13 protein-coding genes, 2 tRNA genes and 2 rRNA genes are annotated in these 16760 nt (G+C 41.8%); 10 read left to right on the forward strand and 7 right to left on the reverse strand.

Features of this window, described 5'->3' with window-relative positions:
- The first annotated feature begins 46 nt into the window (after nucleotides 1–46).
- From F935_RS15155 to F935_RS15175, 5 genes are all read left to right on the forward strand, one after another.
- A complete protein-coding gene (locus tag F935_RS15155; protein WP_016139691.1) occupies nucleotides 47–1030 on the forward strand; it encodes a sulfonate ABC transporter substrate-binding protein in 984 nt (327 codons plus the stop codon).
- A 26-nt stretch (nucleotides 1031–1056) separates the two neighbouring features.
- Complete coding sequence (ssuD, locus tag F935_RS15160) at nucleotides 1057–2232, forward strand: FMNH2-dependent alkanesulfonate monooxygenase (RefSeq protein WP_016139692.1); 1176 nt, start codon at nucleotides 1057–1059, stop codon at nucleotides 2230–2232.
- Nucleotides 2229–3026, forward strand: a complete 798-nt coding sequence (gene ssuC / locus F935_RS15165) for an aliphatic sulfonate ABC transporter permease SsuC (protein WP_016139693.1) — start codon at nucleotides 2229–2231, stop codon at nucleotides 3024–3026. The genes ssuD and ssuC overlap by 4 nt, the downstream gene beginning before the upstream one ends.
- A 13-nt stretch (nucleotides 3027–3039) precedes the next feature.
- Nucleotides 3040–3840 (forward strand): ABC transporter ATP-binding protein, encoded by an 801-nt coding sequence (locus tag F935_RS15170; protein WP_016139694.1) that lies wholly within the window; start codon nucleotides 3040–3042, stop codon nucleotides 3838–3840.
- Nucleotides 3841–4099: 259 nt separating this feature from the next.
- Nucleotides 4100–4720, forward strand: coding sequence for a TetR family transcriptional regulator C-terminal domain-containing protein (locus tag F935_RS15175; protein WP_016139695.1), 621 nt, complete (start codon nucleotides 4100–4102; stop codon nucleotides 4718–4720).
- Nucleotides 4721–4755: 35 nt separating this feature from the next.
- On the opposite strand, the gene F935_RS15180 is transcribed toward F935_RS15175, so the two are convergent.
- Both F935_RS15180 and F935_RS15185 read right to left on the reverse strand, forming a co-directional pair.
- Nucleotides 4756–5322 (reverse strand): 5'-methylthioadenosine/S-adenosylhomocysteine nucleosidase family protein, encoded by a 567-nt coding sequence (locus tag F935_RS15180; protein WP_016139696.1) that lies wholly within the window; start codon nucleotides 5320–5322, stop codon nucleotides 4756–4758.
- An 80-nt stretch (nucleotides 5323–5402) separates the two neighbouring features.
- On the reverse strand, nucleotides 5403–6536 hold the full coding sequence (locus F935_RS15185; protein WP_016139697.1) for a TDT family transporter: 1134 nt from the start codon (nucleotides 6534–6536) through the stop codon (nucleotides 5403–5405).
- Between the two features lie 207 nt (nucleotides 6537–6743).
- Here F935_RS15185 and ribF point away from each other — a divergent pair, with 207 nt between their 5' ends.
- From ribF to F935_RS15210, 5 genes are all read left to right on the forward strand, one after another.
- Entirely contained in the window at nucleotides 6744–7745 is a 1002-nt protein-coding gene (gene ribF / locus F935_RS15190) for a bifunctional riboflavin kinase/FAD synthetase (RefSeq protein WP_016139698.1), read from the forward strand.
- Between the two features lie 61 nt (nucleotides 7746–7806).
- Complete coding sequence (gene ileS / locus F935_RS15195) at nucleotides 7807–10644, forward strand: isoleucine--tRNA ligase (protein ID WP_016139699.1); 2838 nt, start codon at nucleotides 7807–7809, stop codon at nucleotides 10642–10644.
- The gene (lspA, locus tag F935_RS15200) at nucleotides 10637–11167 is read left to right on the forward strand and encodes a signal peptidase II (protein WP_003655819.1); all 531 of its coding nucleotides are present in this window, start codon (nucleotides 10637–10639) and stop codon (nucleotides 11165–11167) included. Before ileS ends, lspA begins: the two co-directional genes overlap by 8 nt.
- 1 nt (nucleotide 11168) lies before the next feature.
- Nucleotides 11169–11651 (forward strand): FKBP-type peptidyl-prolyl cis-trans isomerase, encoded by a 483-nt coding sequence (locus tag F935_RS15205; protein ID WP_016139700.1) that lies wholly within the window; start codon nucleotides 11169–11171, stop codon nucleotides 11649–11651.
- Nucleotides 11652–11785: 134 nt separating this feature from the next.
- Entirely contained in the window at nucleotides 11786–12328 is a 543-nt protein-coding gene (locus F935_RS15210; RefSeq protein ID WP_016139701.1) for an NADPH-dependent FMN reductase, read from the forward strand.
- Nucleotides 12329–12372: 44 nt separating this feature from the next.
- Here the strand turns inward: F935_RS15210 and F935_RS15215 are convergent, their stop codons facing one another.
- From F935_RS15215 to F935_RS15235, 5 genes are all read right to left on the reverse strand, one after another.
- Nucleotides 12373–12684, reverse strand: a complete 312-nt coding sequence (locus F935_RS15215) for an ankyrin repeat domain-containing protein (protein WP_016139702.1) — start codon at nucleotides 12682–12684, stop codon at nucleotides 12373–12375.
- Nucleotides 12685–13001: 317 nt separating this feature from the next.
- Nucleotides 13002–13116 (reverse strand): 5S ribosomal RNA (gene rrf / locus F935_RS15220).
- A 178-nt stretch (nucleotides 13117–13294) separates the two neighbouring features.
- Nucleotides 13295–16188 (reverse strand): 23S ribosomal RNA (locus F935_RS15225).
- Between the two features lie 361 nt (nucleotides 16189–16549).
- Nucleotides 16550–16625 (reverse strand) — tRNA-Ala (locus F935_RS15230).
- A gap of 56 nt (nucleotides 16626–16681) precedes the next feature.
- Nucleotides 16682–16758: transfer RNA gene (locus F935_RS15235), tRNA-Ile, on the reverse strand.
- Between the last annotated feature and the right edge of the window lie 2 nt (nucleotides 16759–16760).

Genomic DNA, 16760 nt, shown 5'->3' on the forward strand with positions numbered 1-16760 from the left:
CGATATAAATGCTGTGCCTGACCTCAAGGGGAACAAGGATATCAATATGCAACATCAGTCATTATTTAATAAGAGTCATTGGGCACAATTAGCTAAACGCATCAGTGCAGTCACTGTATTAGGTTTAACAATCGCAGCACCCGCTTGGGCAATTGATCCAACGGTAAAAGAACTTCGTATTGGTTTTCAAAAAAGTTCGATTAACTTTGCGATTGCCAAACAGCAAAAATTATTTGAACAAGAATTTCCAAATGCCAAAGTTACTTGGAATGAGTTCCCTGCTGGACCACAAATTTTAGAAGCTTTGGCAGTCGGTTCCCTTGATGTCGGAGTTACTGGCGACACCCCTCCAGTCTACGCACAAGCAGCTGGTAAGCCTTTATATTACATTGCTTATGAAGCAGCTAAACCGCTAGCATCAGCAATTTTAGTTCCTAAAAACTCGCAGCTCAAACAACTTAAAGATCTTAAAGGCAAACGTATTGCGCTGCAAAAAGGTTCGAGTTCACATTACTTACTTGTACAAGCTGTACGTAAAGCAGGCCTAAACTGGAGTGACATTACTCCGATCTGGCTTACACCTGCCGATGCTCGCGCAGCATTTCAAAAAGGTGCTGTGGATGCATGGGCCATTTGGGACCCTTACTTCGCTTCAGCACAACTAGAAGATCAAGCTCGTGTTCTTGCATCAGGTAAAGGCTTAAGCCCGAACTATACATTTTATTTAGCAGCTCCAGATTTTGTTAAACAACATTCGAAAGCTGTTTCTGGACTCATCAAACAAATCAATCAAGCTGACAAATGGGTTCAAAGCCATCAAGCAGAAACGGCAACAGCCATTGGCCAAAGCACAGGATTAAAGCCTGCAACCAGTGACTTATTTATTAAACGCCGTCCTCGTCCTTCATCAGCCGGGCCGCTGAACAGCAAAGTGATTGCTGAGCAGCAGCAACTCGCAGACATCTTTACTCAACAAGGCATCATTCCAAAACCAATCAGCATCAAACAAGCTGTTTGGATTGCCAAGTAATTTCAATAGACATATAGGTAATGCACATGAAAATTTTCTGGTTTATTCCTACCCACGGTGATAGTCGCTATTTAGGTACAAGTAAAGGCGCTCGTCAGGTTGACCATGCCTATATGAAGCAAATTGCTGTAGCGGTAGATAATTTGGGTTATGAAGGTGTACTTATTCCAACAGGTCGTTCATGTGAAGATCCTTGGATTACGGCGGCTAGCCTGATTGATGCAACTCAACACCTTAAATTTTTAGTTGCGTTACGTCCCGGTGTAACAACACCAGCATTAGCAGCTCGTATGGCTGCAACATTTGACCGCTTGTCGAATGGTCGCGTGTTACTCAACCTAGTGACTGGTGGTGATGAAGCTGAACTACGCGGCGATGGTTTATATGAAGATCACTCAACGCGTTATCAGACTGCCAATGAATATGTAAAAATCTGGCGTGAAATTTTGACGCGTTCACATACGGGTGAAGCTTTTACTTTCCACGGTGAACGCCTACAAGTAGATGATGCGAAACTACTTTACCCACCTGTGCAAAAGCCTTATCCACCACTTTGGTTCGGCGGCTCTTCAGATGTCGCTGTCGATCTTGCAGCTGAGCAAGTCGATACTTACCTTACGTGGGGTGAACCACCAGAAGCAGTTAAACAAAAAGTCGAACATGTTCGTGCCAAAGCTGAGGCTAAAGGTCGGAAATTAACTTACGGTATTCGCTTGCATGTGATTGTTCGCGAGACCAACGAACAAGCTTGGGCAGCAGCGAACGAGCTTATCCAATATCTTGATGATGCGACTATTGCTGCAGCACAGAAAAAATTTGCGCAGATGGACTCTGTAGGTCAACAGCGTATGGCAGCTCTCCATGGCGGTAACCGTGACAAGCTTGAAGTATCTCCGAACCTTTGGGCAGGTATTGGTTTAGTCCGCGGTGGCGCTGGTACAGCACTTGTAGGTGATCCAGAAACAGTTGCTGCCCGCATTCAGGAATATGCTGACTTAGGTATTGATACTTTTATTTTCTCGGGCTATCCACATCTTGAAGAGTCAATCCGTTTTGCAGAATTAGTATTCCCGTTATTGCCAATCGAAACTCGCGCCAAACTTGCTCAGCCAAATTTAACCGGTCCATTCGGTGAAATTATTGCCAACAACTATGTTCCAGACGAGAAGAAGCAAAATGATTCCGTCAAGGAGCCTGCATGAGTAAAGATAAAAGTATTGTTTCACGTGGAACAAAACAAATCGGGCAGCATTTGCTGCCTTGGGTTTTCCCCATTGTTCTCTTGGTTGTTTGGCAAATTGCTTCAAGTTCAGGTCTTTTAGAAAGCCGCATTTTGCCAGCACCCACTGCCGTTGTTTCCGCTTTTTGGCACTTGCTCGTTAGCGGGGAATTATGGCATCACGTTAAGGTGAGTGCTGGTCGTGCTTTGCTTGGACTTTTGGTTGGTGGCGGTTTAGGTTTGCTCTTAGGTTTACTTAATGGCTCTTCACGCTTCGCCTCTACCCTGCTCGACACGACCTTGCAAATGATTCGTAACATCCCTGCATTAGCACTTATTCCACTTGTAATCTTGTGGTTCGGTATTGATGAAACAGCGAAATTATTCTTGGTCGCAGTAGGCGTTTTCTTCCCGATTTATATTAATACCTATCACGGTATTCGATCAGTTGACCCTCAATTGATCGAAATGGGTAAAAGTTATGGCCTTTCTCGCTGGCAGCTTTACAAAGAAATTATTCTTCCGGGTGCTATGCCTTCTATTTTAGTAGGTCTACGCTTTGCTTTAGGTTTGGTTTGGGTATTGCTCATTGTCGCTGAAACCATTTCAGCTCAAGCAGGTATTGGTTATATGACTATGAATGCACGTGAGTTTTTACAAACAGATGTCGTTCTGGTCGGAATTCTTCTTTACGCCTTACTAGGCAAACTGGCAGATGTTTTAGCACAGCTTTTAGAACGCTATTTACTACGTTGGCACTCTGGATATCAGAAATAAGGGAGCTTAGAACATGACAAATCTGAATTTAAATATTAATCAAAATGAAGTGCAGCTCATTCCTGAAAGTCCAGCAGAATCACAAGAACCGACATTAGGTGCAGAGATTCTGATTGAGCAACTTTATAAATTCTATGGCGAGGTAAAAGTCCTTGAAGATCTTGACCTACACATCCAGCCAGGTGAGTTTTTAGCAATTGTTGGTCGAAGTGGCTGTGGCAAAAGTACGTTACTACGTTTAATTGCCCAACTTGAAAAAGCCAGTTTTGGGGAAATCAAATTCAAATCTGCTCGACATTTGCGTGAAGGCATTACTAACGATGATATTCGAGTAATGTTCCAAGACCCACGCTTGCTTCCTTGGAGAAATATTCTTCAAAACGTTCAACTGGGTTTGCCTAAAGCTCAACATGCTTTAGCAGAAGAATTACTAGAAAAAGTGGGTTTAAAAGAAAAATCTGGACAATGGCCTTCACAACTCTCAGGTGGACAACGTCAGCGTACCGCCTTAGCACGTGCATTATCTCATACACCGCGTATTTTACTGCTTGATGAGCCTTTAGGTGCATTAGATGCCCTCACCCGTCTTGAGATGCAAAGCTTGATTGAGCGCTTATGGAAAGAACAAGGTTTTACTGCCATTTTAGTGACACACGACGTAAGTGAAGCAGTACAATTAGCCGACCGTATTATCTTATTAGATAAGGGTCAAATCGCTCAAAGTTTCCACGTTAATTTGCCACGTCCCCGTAAAAAAAGTATTAGTTTTTCCCAACTTGAGCAACAAGTACTCGATGCAGTTCTGGCAACTTAAGGTTGCGATAAAGAATGAGAACTGTTCAACCGAAAAATGCCCAATTTACGAGCAATAAAACTGCTGTTTTATTGCTCTTTTTTAGAGCGAAATTTAAAAAATATTTTTAAGAATAACAATAAACTAGTGAATCTCTCTATTTTTTGCACAATAGTATATCTATTACGCAAATAACTAGCCGTTTTTTGATTAAAAAAGCAAGACACCTGTGCACAAATCAAACAATTTACCTTACAATGGGAATACTATTTTTTTAATTATGCAGCAGATGGAACAAAAAAAGAGTACCCAAAAGCGCAATCAGCTTCTTGCTGCCGCCCTTGACGTATTTTCAGTCTATGGGTTCACTGGCGCAAGTCTGGATGAAATTGCCCAACTCGCCGACATGCATAAGTCGAATATTTTCTATTACTACGAAAATAAAGAGTCTTTATACGTAGAAGTGCTCACAACTGTTTTACAAAAATGGTTGGCTCCCTTACAAACTTTAGAGTCTGAATTAGAACCAGCCGAAGCCTTAACTCACTATTTAATACAAAAAATCGAACTGTCTCGTAGCCAACCGAAAGCATCTAGATTGTTTGCATTAGAAATAATTCAAGGCGCTCCGCATATTTTACCTATACTCAAAGGGCCATTAAAAAAACTATTTAAGCGCAAAGCTAAAGTCATTCAGACTTGGCAAGAAGAAGGGAAGATTTCACCAGATATCGACCCAGAATTATTAATCTTAAACATTTGGGGCCTTACGCAAAACTATGCAGATTTTGCAACCCAAATGGAAATGGTGACTGGAAAAACACTTCGTAACCGAAGCATGTTCCAACGCTCAATTGAACATACAGTCCACCTGATGCTCTACGGCGTATTGCCTCGTTAAAACAAAAAAAGATCGGCAAATTTGCCGATCTTTTTTTAGAAATGATTTTGATAAAGCGCCAAAAGTTTTTGGGCACCTAATAATAAATTTTCTTCCCAATCCACATGTGCAGTGTCATCTGCCCCATCAGTAATATACTTCACCGAAATCAGGCGTACGCCTAGCTTATGGCAGACTTTGGCTAAGGCATACCCTTCCATATCAACCACATCACAAGCTACTTTTGGCTGACCTGTTTCAAATGAATCGCCAGTTCCGCAAACTGCTTTTGGCAAATCAACAAAATGGGGATGAAGATGAATCTCTGCCGCCAAGTGATCATCTAATGGCGTTACACCAACTTCAAACCCTAAAGGTGAAACATCCATATCACGTTGGACAAAAGTCTTTACTTCGACTAAATCATGTCGATTAAATGCAGAGCTCCCTGCTGTACCCAGATTAATTAAAGTTTTACATCCAGTTTTTTGAATAACCTCAAATGCTTTAAAAGCAGCATTAATCTTACCAATACCACTGTAATGGACTTCAACACCTGCTTGTTCAAACAAACCTTTAGATTCATTAGGAAGTGCCATAATTAAAGCAATATCGTTATTCATTCAAAAAGCTCAAATCAAAATCAAATAAATTAGCAAATAAGTATAAATCAGGTGCAAAAGCTTTTTGCACCTTTTCATCATTACTGCACTTTTTGTTGTAAAGCGATTAAACATGGAGAGAAGAAGAGTTGGCCGCTATATGCGCCTGCTAGCGTTTTCTTCATTACCACGCCCCACATTGTCAATAATAAAAGACTCAATGCCACCGCAACGTATTGTAAAAAGACAATTTCGACCTGATGCCCTAAATTAAATAGCGCCAAAATAAATACACCTAATGGAAAGGTTAAGCCCCACCAACCTAAGTTAAATGGAATACCTGTCTTTGCATGGCGAAGCGTTGTTAAAATCGCTAGGCCAAGCCACCATAACCCGAAGCCTAAAAGCACGAGACTGCCCACAATTCCTAAAGCTTGAAAGACATTCGCAAATTGGTGAAATCCTACATTTGGCACCACTCTTTGGGCTTGCTCACCTAGTAACAATAAACCTAATGCACCAGTACCAATCGGGCCTAAAGAAAGCCAGCTAGAAATTGCGACTTCTTTTTCAGGTAACTGATGCAAAGCCATGCGCAACATTAGAATTGTCAAAATAGCAAATGCGGGTAAAACAGAAATTCCCCAAAGTACGTAGCCAGCCATTAATAAATGAAAGCTATGCAAATCTGCCGGTAAATGAGCGACTAACATGCCAGCAGAACTTGCTGCTACTTCACATGCAACCACAGGTAATAGCCAGATTGCGGTCATCGTATGTAGCTGATGGTTCTGACGACTAAACATACAAAACGGCACGATCCACGCAATCGATAGTGCTAAAAAGACATCGACGTACCATAAAGCTTGAGCAATATGTATCGCAACTTCACCGTAAAGCCCGACACCGAAGCTTAAAAAGCCATTCAATATTGTAGCCAATCCCATCGGGATAGCCCCTAAAAACAAGCTCATATTGGGATGGTTAAATATTTGCTTCGCTTCATGGGGGAAAAGAAGCCACCGCAATAAATAGAGAGCAGAAAAAACGCTAAATAAAACAATATTAAATTGCCATAACAAAGTTGCTAACGTGAATAAAAACGATTGAGCAAATGGAAGCTGAATTAAAATCATACTGACCACACCAGTCCCCATAGTCGCTGTAAACCAATTTGGGGTAAAATGTCGTATAACATCTTTGCTATGATTTAATTGGTAAAAAGGTTTTTTCATTTTAGTTCTCTAATCAAAGAGTGGATAAAGATATAGTAGAGCAAACCATTAATAAGAAAAATTGATTTATTTTTATTTAATTCATCAATATTTTAGATATGTAAATATTCATATTGAAAAATAACTGAGTAAAAACACAACAACAAGACGAATCTGTGAGATTATGGCAATATATAGCCCTTGCAAAAATAGCCATATTTTAAGTTCATGAAACTGCTTCGTCTTAATGCGTTATCGCCCAATTTTCAGTTACCTCAAACAGCTGTAACTATTGGTAATTTTGATGGTGTCCATTTAGGTCACCAAGCGATGATTGCTCAACTCAAAAAAATTGCTGCAGCACAAGGCTTAAAAACATTGGTTATGATTTTTGAGCCACAACCTCTTGAATTCTTTAAAGGCTACGATGCCCCTCCTCGTATTAATTCACTACGAGAAAAAGTTGAATACCTAGCTGAGCTTGGGGTTGATTACATTGCAGTTGCTAAATTTGATGAGCATTTCCGTAGCCTGAGTGCATCAGCCTTTGCAGACTTATTAAAAGATAAATTAAACGCGCAAACTTTGGTTTTAGGAGATGACTTTCATTTCGGTAAAGACCGTCAAGGCAACAGCGAGTTTTTAAAAGATTACGGATTTGGGGTCACAAATCTACATACGATTGAACTCGAAGGTGAACGCGTAAGTTCAACTCGTATTCGCCAAGTACTTCAGGTAGGAAACCTTGCCTTAGCAGCTAAATTATTAGGCCGTCCTTACAGTATTACTGGACGTGTCCAATATGGCGACCAGATTGGCCGAACTCTCGATTTTCCAACCATTAACGTTCGTCTCAACCGCCACAAGCCCTGTTTAAATGGGATTTATGGTGTTGAAGTCATTTGTGAAACAACTTCACTCACTCAAAAAGTGCGTCAAGATACACCTGAAAAACCGGGAATTGCCGGATATCATGAAAACAGCCTATATGGCGCGGGGCATGTCGGTACACGTCCAGCCATTCAGCAAGAACATCCAGAGTGGAGATTAGAAGTACATTTCCCTGATGTTTCTGCTAATCTGTATGGCTTATTTATGCGGGTGACTTTCCTTCACTATCTTCATGGTGAATTGAACTACCCTTCGCTTGAAGCACTTAAGGCAGGAATTGATAATGACGTGCAGCAGTTACGACAATACCGTAACGACACGACACAATTTCCTTTTTAATTCGAATTTTGATTGTAAAACATGTCGGCTCCCAAGCTGATTAAACTGGATGAAAACTTGCATGAGCGATAAGCAAACTCCTGAGAATGCAGTGGACTACAAAGCCACGCTAAACCTGCCAGATACTCAATTTGCAATGAAAGCAAATTTGGCAGTACGTGAAGTGAAATGGTTAGAAGAGTGGTATACCGACAACATTTATCAGCAGATTCGTGCATCGCGTATTGGCAAGAAAAAATATATTTTGCATGATGGCCCTCCATATGCGAACGGTACAATTCACTTAGGTCACGCAGTCAATAAAGTACTCAAAGACGTGATTGTAAAAAGCCGTACTTTGGCTGGTTTCGATGCACCTTATGTTCCGGGTTGGGACTGTCATGGCTTGCCAATCGAGCTAAAAGTTGAAGAAAAAGTAGGTAAAGTTGGCGAAAAAGTTGATGCAGCGACTTTCCGTAAACTCTGCCGTGAATATGCCCTAAAACAAATTGATTTACAGCGTACTGACTTTAAACGTCTTGGTATTTTAGGTGACTGGGATAACCCTTATCTCACCATGAACTATAAACAAGAAGCCGATATTGTTCGTACTTTAGGTTTAATCCAAAAAAATGGTCATATCCAGCCAGGCTTAAAGCCAGTGAACTGGTGTATGGACTGTGGTTCAGCACTTGCTGAAGCTGAAGTTGAATATGAAGATAAAAAATCTGACGCAATTGACGTTGGTTTTGGTGTTGTAGATCTAAAAGATTTAAGTGCCCGTTTAAACGTAGAAGTTCAAGACCCAACAGATATCGTGATCTGGACGACTACACCGTGGACATTACCTGCGAACCAAGCCGTTGCTTTGCATGCCGAAATTGAATATCAATTGGTACAAGTAACTACTGAGCGCGGTAAGCAGAACTTCATTCTTGCTAAAGACTTAGTTGCTTCAGCAATTGAACGTTATAAACTTGAAAATCCAGTCGTTTTAGCAGACTTTACTGGTAACAAACTTGAAAACCTTACCTTACAACACCCGCTACTCACTGATCGTCAAGTTCCAGTGATTTTAGGTGAACACGTTATCGCAACAAGCGGTACAGGTGCAGTACATACAGCGCCTGGCCATGGTGCAGACGACTATAAAGTAGGTCTTCAATACAACCTTACAGTAGATAATCCAGTGGGTGGTAACGGTGTTTATTTACCGACTGCTCCAATCTATGCGGGTGAGCACATCTATAAAGCCAATCCAAAGATCATCGAAGCTTTGGGCGCTGTAGGCCGTTTATGGGCACATCAACCCATCAAACACAGCTACCCACACTGCTGGCGTCACAAAACTCCTATTATCTTCCGTGCAACCCCACAATGGTTCATTAACATGGATCAAAAAGGTTTACGTGAAGGTGCGCTTAACGCGATTGAAAATGATATCGAGTTTGTACCGAACTGGGGTAAAAACCGTATTGAGTCAATGATTGAAGGTCGTCCGGACTGGTGTATCTCACGTCAACGTACTTGGGGTGTTCCAATTCCTTTCTTCGTTCATAAAGATACGAACGAATTACACCCTCGTACACCTGAACTTATCGAAGAAGTTGCACAACTGATCGAACAAGAAGGTATCGAAGCATGGTTCAAACGTGACGCGAAAGACTTCATTGGTGAAGATGCTGCACAATATAACGCTATTCGCGATACGCTAGATGTATGGTTCGACTCGGGTACAACACATTATGCTGTACTTGAGCAACGTGAAGAATTAGAAAGTCCTGCAGATTTATATTTAGAAGGTTCAGACCAACATCGTGGTTGGTTCCAGTCTTCTTTATTAACGTCTATGGCAATTCACAATCGTGCACCATATAAAGCCTTGTTAACCCATGGTTTTACAGTAGATGAAAATGGTCGTAAGTTATCGAAATCTTTAGGCAACTACATTCCGCTTGAAGAAATCATCAAACAGCTTGGTGCTGATGGTTTACGTTTATATGTAGCTTCTAGTGACTATCGCTATGAAATTGCAGCATCTAAAGAAATCTTTAGCCGTGTAAGTGATAGCTATCGTCGTATTCGTAATACATTACGTTTCTTGCTTGCTAACCTAAATGGTTTCAAACCGAGCACAGATGCTTTAGCTGTAGATGACTTAATTGCTCTAGATCAATACATCTTGCAGCGTGCAAACGAAGTACAACAAACGATTATTACTGCCTATGAGGAAATGAACTTCCATGTGGTATGTAGTACGTTAACAAGCTTCTGTATTAATGACTTAGGTGGTTTCTACCTAGACATTATCAAAGATCGTCAATACACCACTAAAGCGGATTCTCAGGCACGCCGTTCTGCACAGACAGCGCTTTACCATATCGTTCAAGCATTTATTCGTTGGATGAGTCCAATCTTAAGCTTTACTGCTCAAGAAGCTTGGCCACTCATTCCAGAACAAACTGAAAAGTATGTATTTACTTCAGAATGGTATGACTTACCTGTTTCATCAAAAGCAAACCTTCTTTCTGAAGAAGATTGGCAAACATTGATTAGCGTAAAATCTGCAGTAAATAAACAGATTGAAGCAGCTCGTAACGCTAAACTTGTCGGCAGTAATCTTTCAGCCAAAGTTGAACTTTGGGCAAATGAATCATTACAAACAGTTTTAAACCAACTGGCTGATGAACTCCGTTTTGTTCTTATTACTTCAGAAGTAGTAGTACATCCATTTGCTGAACAAGGTGAAGCAACTGAAATGGAAGGCTTACGTGTACAAATATCTGCAGCTGAAGGTGAAAAATGCGCACGTTGCTGGCATGTCCTTCCAGATGTAAATACGTATGCCGATCATCCTGGTTTATGTGGTCGTTGTATTGTGAACGTCACTGGTCGTGGCGAAGTGAGAAAATATGCCTAATTCACAAGCTAAAAAAGGCTTATTCCAGTTTTATCCACACAACCTCATTTGGCTTGGACTTTCTGTCCTTGCCATTGTGTTGGATCAATGGACAAAATGGATTGCAAGTACGCATCTGAACTACGCAGATCCAGTGCCTGTGCTTCCATTTTTAAACTGGACACTATTACATAACTATGGTGCAGCCTTTAGCTTTTTATCTGATGCGGGAGGATGGCAGCGCTATTTCTTCACATCTTTAGCAGGCTTAGTTTCAATCCTTTTTGTATTTTGGTTGCTTCGTATGCCTAAAAAGATGGTGGTGCTACCTGTAGCCATCGCTTTAATTTTAGGTGGAGCTTTAGGCAATTTAATTGACCGTATTACCCTGGGTTATGTGGTCGATTTTATTCATGTTTATTATCAAAATCATCACTTTCCAGCTTTTAATATTGCGGACAGTGCCATTACCTTAGGTACCATCTTGCTACTCATTGATACATTCTTCCTTGAGAAGCAACGCAACCAAAATTCGGATGCATAATATGACCGAAATTATCCAACCTAACGAAGAAATTCGTATTACAGACGGCTCTAAAGTCGATCTACACTTTTCCGTCGCTATTGAAAATGGTGTAGAAATCGATAATACACGTAACCGTGAAGAACCTGTTACCTTGACGATTGGTGACGGAAATCTTTTACCAGGCTTTGAAAAAGCATTATTTGGTTTACGTGCTGGTGACCGTCGTACAGTACATCTTCCGCCAGAAGATGCATTTGGTCCATGGAATCCGGAAAATATTCAAACTTTCGATACAGTTAAGTTTGAACAACGTCCTATTCTTGGTCACATGATCGAATTTGAAGATAAGGCAAAAACTACGTTATTTGGTGTAGTGAAGTCAGTTAATGATGACATTACAGAAATTGATTTTAATCACCCGTTAGCTGGAAAAAATATTACCTTTGAAGTAGAAATATTCAAGGTAACTCCCGAAGGCCAACAAGGCGTTAAACTCATGTAAATAAAAAGCCCTCTGAATGAGGGCTTTTTTTTATTGAATTTTTTTCATAACATAAGAATCCTTACAAATTCTATATTCTCAGCTACCCATATAATGAATTAAGTTATAAGTATAAAAATCCTTGGGAAAAATACATGCTGGTCTATATTGTCGTGGGAAGTGTTCGTGAAGGACGTACAGCAATTAAAATTGCCAATTGGCTAGAATCAACAATTCCAACATTGGGTCTAAATGACTTCCAAACCGAAGTAGTCGATTTAAAAGAATGGGATTTACCTCTATTTTCAGGATCTCACCCACCCGCTACCGGAATTTATGATCAACCTAAACAACAAGAATGGGCAGACAAAATTGCTCAAGCAGATGCTTTTATCTTTATTAGCCCAGAATACAACCATGGTTACAGTCCAGCTTTAAAAAATGCTCTGGACTATGTTGGTAAAGAATGGAGCAATAAACCTGCTGCATTTATTGGTTATGGTTCAACGAATGGTTCTCGCTCTATCAGCCAAATACGTCAAGTCACCTCAAGTTTAAGTATTGTTGATCCAAATGCTGTGATAGAGATACGAGATATTTTTAAACGCAATAAAGATGAAAAATTCGAGGCTAATGAATTTGAAGTAAAAGGACTTCAATCAATTGTTGAGAAACTACAGAAATATCATTTATCTTAAATTTTAAAAAGGCCTCTATAACCAAAATAAGAGGCCTTTTATTTTTATAAGCTTTTTAAATAATTTACTACATCTATATTACCAGCCATTTCTGCAAGCTGTAACGCTGTATATTCGCTTTTATAAGCGACTTCAGCACCTTTTCCTACCAAGAGTTTAACTATCTCTAAATGATCATTTTCAGCGGCTGCTTGCAAAGCGCTATAACCTTCATCATCTGCCTGATTAGGATCTTGTCCGTCTAAAAGTAATTGCTCTACCTGATCTAGATCACCTAAAGAAGCCCAATAGACCAATTCAGGGAGAGAGAGTTCATCATCATCCTCAGGTATTGAAGAGAAGGAATTAATTTTCACGTAAACACCTAAAAATAAGAAACTTTGTCATTATTATATTCATAGAACATGCTTAGTATGCAAATCTGATTTTAAAACTGTATTTTTTATTACCTAAAATTGATTAATTCTTCGATTTCATTAATTAAAAAAAATACTATTCTAATAAAACACCTAAATTGAGATATTATTTCTTAGTTTATACTTTCATATTTTGCCTATTTTTTAATCTTTTTGATAAAATTTCTATATAAAATCAGCACGCTTATTTATTATTACGCTATTTCCCTTGCATAAAAAAACACCCCCAACTTAGGTTGGGGGTGTTTAGAATAATGAGCTGGCGATGACTTACTCTCACATGGGAAACCCCACACTACCATCAGCGCTAAGAGGTTTCACTTCTGAGTTCGGGAAGGGATCAGGTGGTTCACTCTTGCTATGGTCGCCAGCACAACTGGTATGGATACTAGCATTGGTCTTAATATGCCGATGCGTTTTCCAAATCTTTACAGATGGGCTGATTGAGTCTTGATATTTTGTTCATTTTAGCTAAGCGTATAACTAAATCAAGTTGATTTGTACATTAATGAATCGATTGATGCTATATATACAACTGCTTGGGTGTTGTATAGTCAAGCCTCACGAGCAATTAGTATTGGTCAGCTTCACATATCACTATGCTTCCACATCCAACCTATCAACGTCCTAGTCTCGAACGGCTCTTTAGAGGACATAAAGTCCTAGGGAAATCTTATCTTGAGGTAGGCTTCCCGCTTAGATGCTTTCAGCGGTTATCCCTTCCGAACATAGCTACCCGGCGATGCGACTGGCGTCACAACCGGTACACCAGAGGTTCGTCCACTCTGGTCCTCTCGTACTAGGAGCAGATCCTCTCAAATTTCCAGCGCCCACGGTAGATAGGGACCGAACTGTCTCACGACGTTCTAAACCCAGCTCGCGTACCTCTTTAAATGGCGAACAGCCATACCCTTGGGACCTGCTTCAGCCCCAGGATGAGATGAGCCGACATCGAGGTGCCAAACACCGCCGTCGATATGAACTCTTGGGCGGTATCAGCCTGTTATCCCCAGAGTACCTTTTATCCGTTGAGCGATGGCCCTTCCATACAGAACCACCGGATCACTAAGACCTACTTTCGTACCTGCTCGACTTGTGGGTCTCGCAGTTAAGCGCGCTTTTGCCTTTATACTCTACGCGTGATTTCCGACCACGCTGAGCGCACCTTCGTACTCCTCCGTTACTCTTTAGGAGGAGACCGCCCCAGTCAAACTACCCACCAGACATGGTCCTCGCCCCGGATTACGGGGCAGAGTTAGAACCTCAACATTACCAGGGTGGTATTTCAAGGACGGCTCCATTGGAACTAGCGTTCCAACTTCAAAGCCTCCCACCTATCCTACACAAGTAAGGTCAAAGTTCAATGTCAAGCTGCAGTAAAGGTTCACGGGGTCTTTCCGTCTAGCCGCGGGTACACTGCATCTTCACAGCGATTTCGATTTCACTGAGCCTCTGCTGGAGACAGCGCCGCCATCATTATGCCATTCGTGCAGGTCGGAACTTACCCGACAAGGAATTTCGCTACCTTAGGACCGTTATAGTTACGGCCGCCGTTTACTGGGGCTTCGATCAAGAGCTTCGCTTACGCTAACCCCATCAATTAACCTTCCAGCACCGGGCAGGCATCACACCCTATACGTCCACTTTCGTGTTTGCAGAGTGCTATGTTTTTAATAAACAGTTGCAGCGGCCTGGTTTCTGTGGCTGTCATCAGCTCAGGAAGCAAGTTCCATCACCAACAACAGCGTACCTTCTCCCGAAGTTACGGTACCATTTTGCCTAGTTCCTTCAGCAGAGTTCTCTCAAGCGCCTTGGTCTACTCGACCTGACCACCTGTGTCGGTTTAGGGTACGATTCCTGTGTAACTGAAGCTTAGAGACTTTTCCTGGAAGCATGGTATCAGCCACTTCGCTGTACAAGTACAGCTTGCTATCAGATCTCAGCATAGAGCACCCCGGATTTGCCTAAGATGCATGCCTACTTCCTTTCACCTGGACAACCAACGCCAGGCTGACTTAACCTTCTCCGTCCTCTCATCGCATTACACAGAAGTATTGGAATATTAACCAATTTCCCATCGACTACGCCTTTCGGCCTCGCCTTAGGGGTCGACTCACCCAGCCCCGATTAACGTTGGACTGGAACCCTTGGTCTTTCGGCGAACGGGTTTTTCACCCGTTTTGTCGTTACTCACGTCAGCATTCGCACTTCTGATACCTCCAGCATACTTCTCAATACACCTTCATCGGCTTACAGAACGCTCCCCTACCACTTGACTTAAAAGTCAAATCCGCAGCTTCGGCACATAGTTTTAGCCCCGTTACATCTTCCGCGCAGGCCGACTCGACTAGTGAGCTATTACGCTTTCTTTAAAGGGTGGCTGCTTCTAAGCCAACCTCCTAGCTGTCTATGCCTTCCCACATCGTTTCCCACTTAACTATGATTTTGGGGCCTTAGCTGGCGGTCTGGATTGTTTTCCTCTTGACTACGGACGTTAGCACCCGCAGTCTGTCTCCCGGATAGTACTCATAGGTATTCGGAGTTTGCATCGGTTTGGTAAGTCGGGATGACCCCCTAGCCGAAACAGTGCTCTACCCCCTATGGTATTCGTCCGAGGCGCTACCTAAATAGCTTTCGGGGAGAACCAGCTATCACCAGGCTTGATTAGCCTTTCACCCCTATCCACAAGTCATCCCCTGGCTTTTCAACGACAGTGGGTTCGGTCCTCCAGTTAGTGTTACCCAACCTTCAACCTGCTCATGGATAGATCGCCTGGTTTCGGGTCTATACCCAGCAACTAAACGCCCTATTAAGACTCGATTTCTCTACGGCTCCCCTATACGGTTAACCTCGCTACTGAATATAAGTCGCTGACCCATTATACAAAAGGTACGCAGTCACCGAACAAGTCGGCTCCCACTGCTTGTATGCATGCGGTTTCAGGATCTATTTCACTCCCCTCACAGGGGTTCTTTTCGCCTTTCCCTCACGGTACTGGTTCACTATCGGTCAGTCAGGAGTATTTAGCCTTGGAGGATGGTCCCCCCATATTCAGACAAGGTTTCACGTGCCTCGCCCTACTCGTCATCATTATGTGTGCCCTTTCGTGTACGGGAATATCACCCTCTACGTTCGCACTTCCCAGAGCGTTCCACTAAAACACACATAACTTAATGGGCTGATCCCCGTTCGCTCGCCGCTACTAAGGGAATCTCAATTGATTTCTTTTCCTAAGGGTACTGAGATGTTTCACTTCCCCTCGTTCGCCTTGCAACACTATGTATTCATGTTGCAATACCTACCTTAAAGTAGGTGGGTTCCCCCATTCAGAAATCTCCGGATCACAGGATATTTGCCGCCTCCCCGGAGCTTATCGCAGGCTATTACGTCTTTCATCGCCTCTGACTGCCAAGGCATCCACCACATGCACTTAATTACTTGACTATACAACCCCAAACAGTCGTTATTACCTACAAGGAGTAATAAGACATGATCAATGATTTCTCATCAATCTCTTACAGTTTGAAGTACTGTGTATTTAAACACTGTACAGCTTCAATCTAATTCATATACCAAAACGCTTGATTCAGTTAATTTGCTAGTTCTCAATTCATTTAGATCAATTGCTTAATCTAAACTCTTGAGTGAACAATTTATTTCAGACTCAATTTTGCCAATCTGTTAATGAATAAACATGCCTTCGTCAGGTCATGCTTAATACCGTGATACTTAAATCACAGAAGTTAATAAACTAAGATCTAATCCCTATTTACTAATTTCTGTAATCTGAACTTCTCTTAAGTTCTGGTGGAGACTAGGAGAGTCGAACTCCTGACCTCCTGCGTGCAAAGCAGGCGCTCTACCAACTAAGCTAAGTCCCCAGCTTACATCATCAGTTCTGTATCTTCTTTTCTATAACTTCAACCAGTCAAAGTCATGGTGGGTCTGACAAGACTTGAACTTGTGACCCCACGCTTATCAAGCGTGTGCTCTAACCAACTGAGCTACAGACCCTC

This window comes from Acinetobacter calcoaceticus ANC 3811, assembly GCF_000399665.1.
GTDB lineage: Bacteria > Pseudomonadota > Gammaproteobacteria > Pseudomonadales > Moraxellaceae > Acinetobacter > Acinetobacter calcoaceticus_B.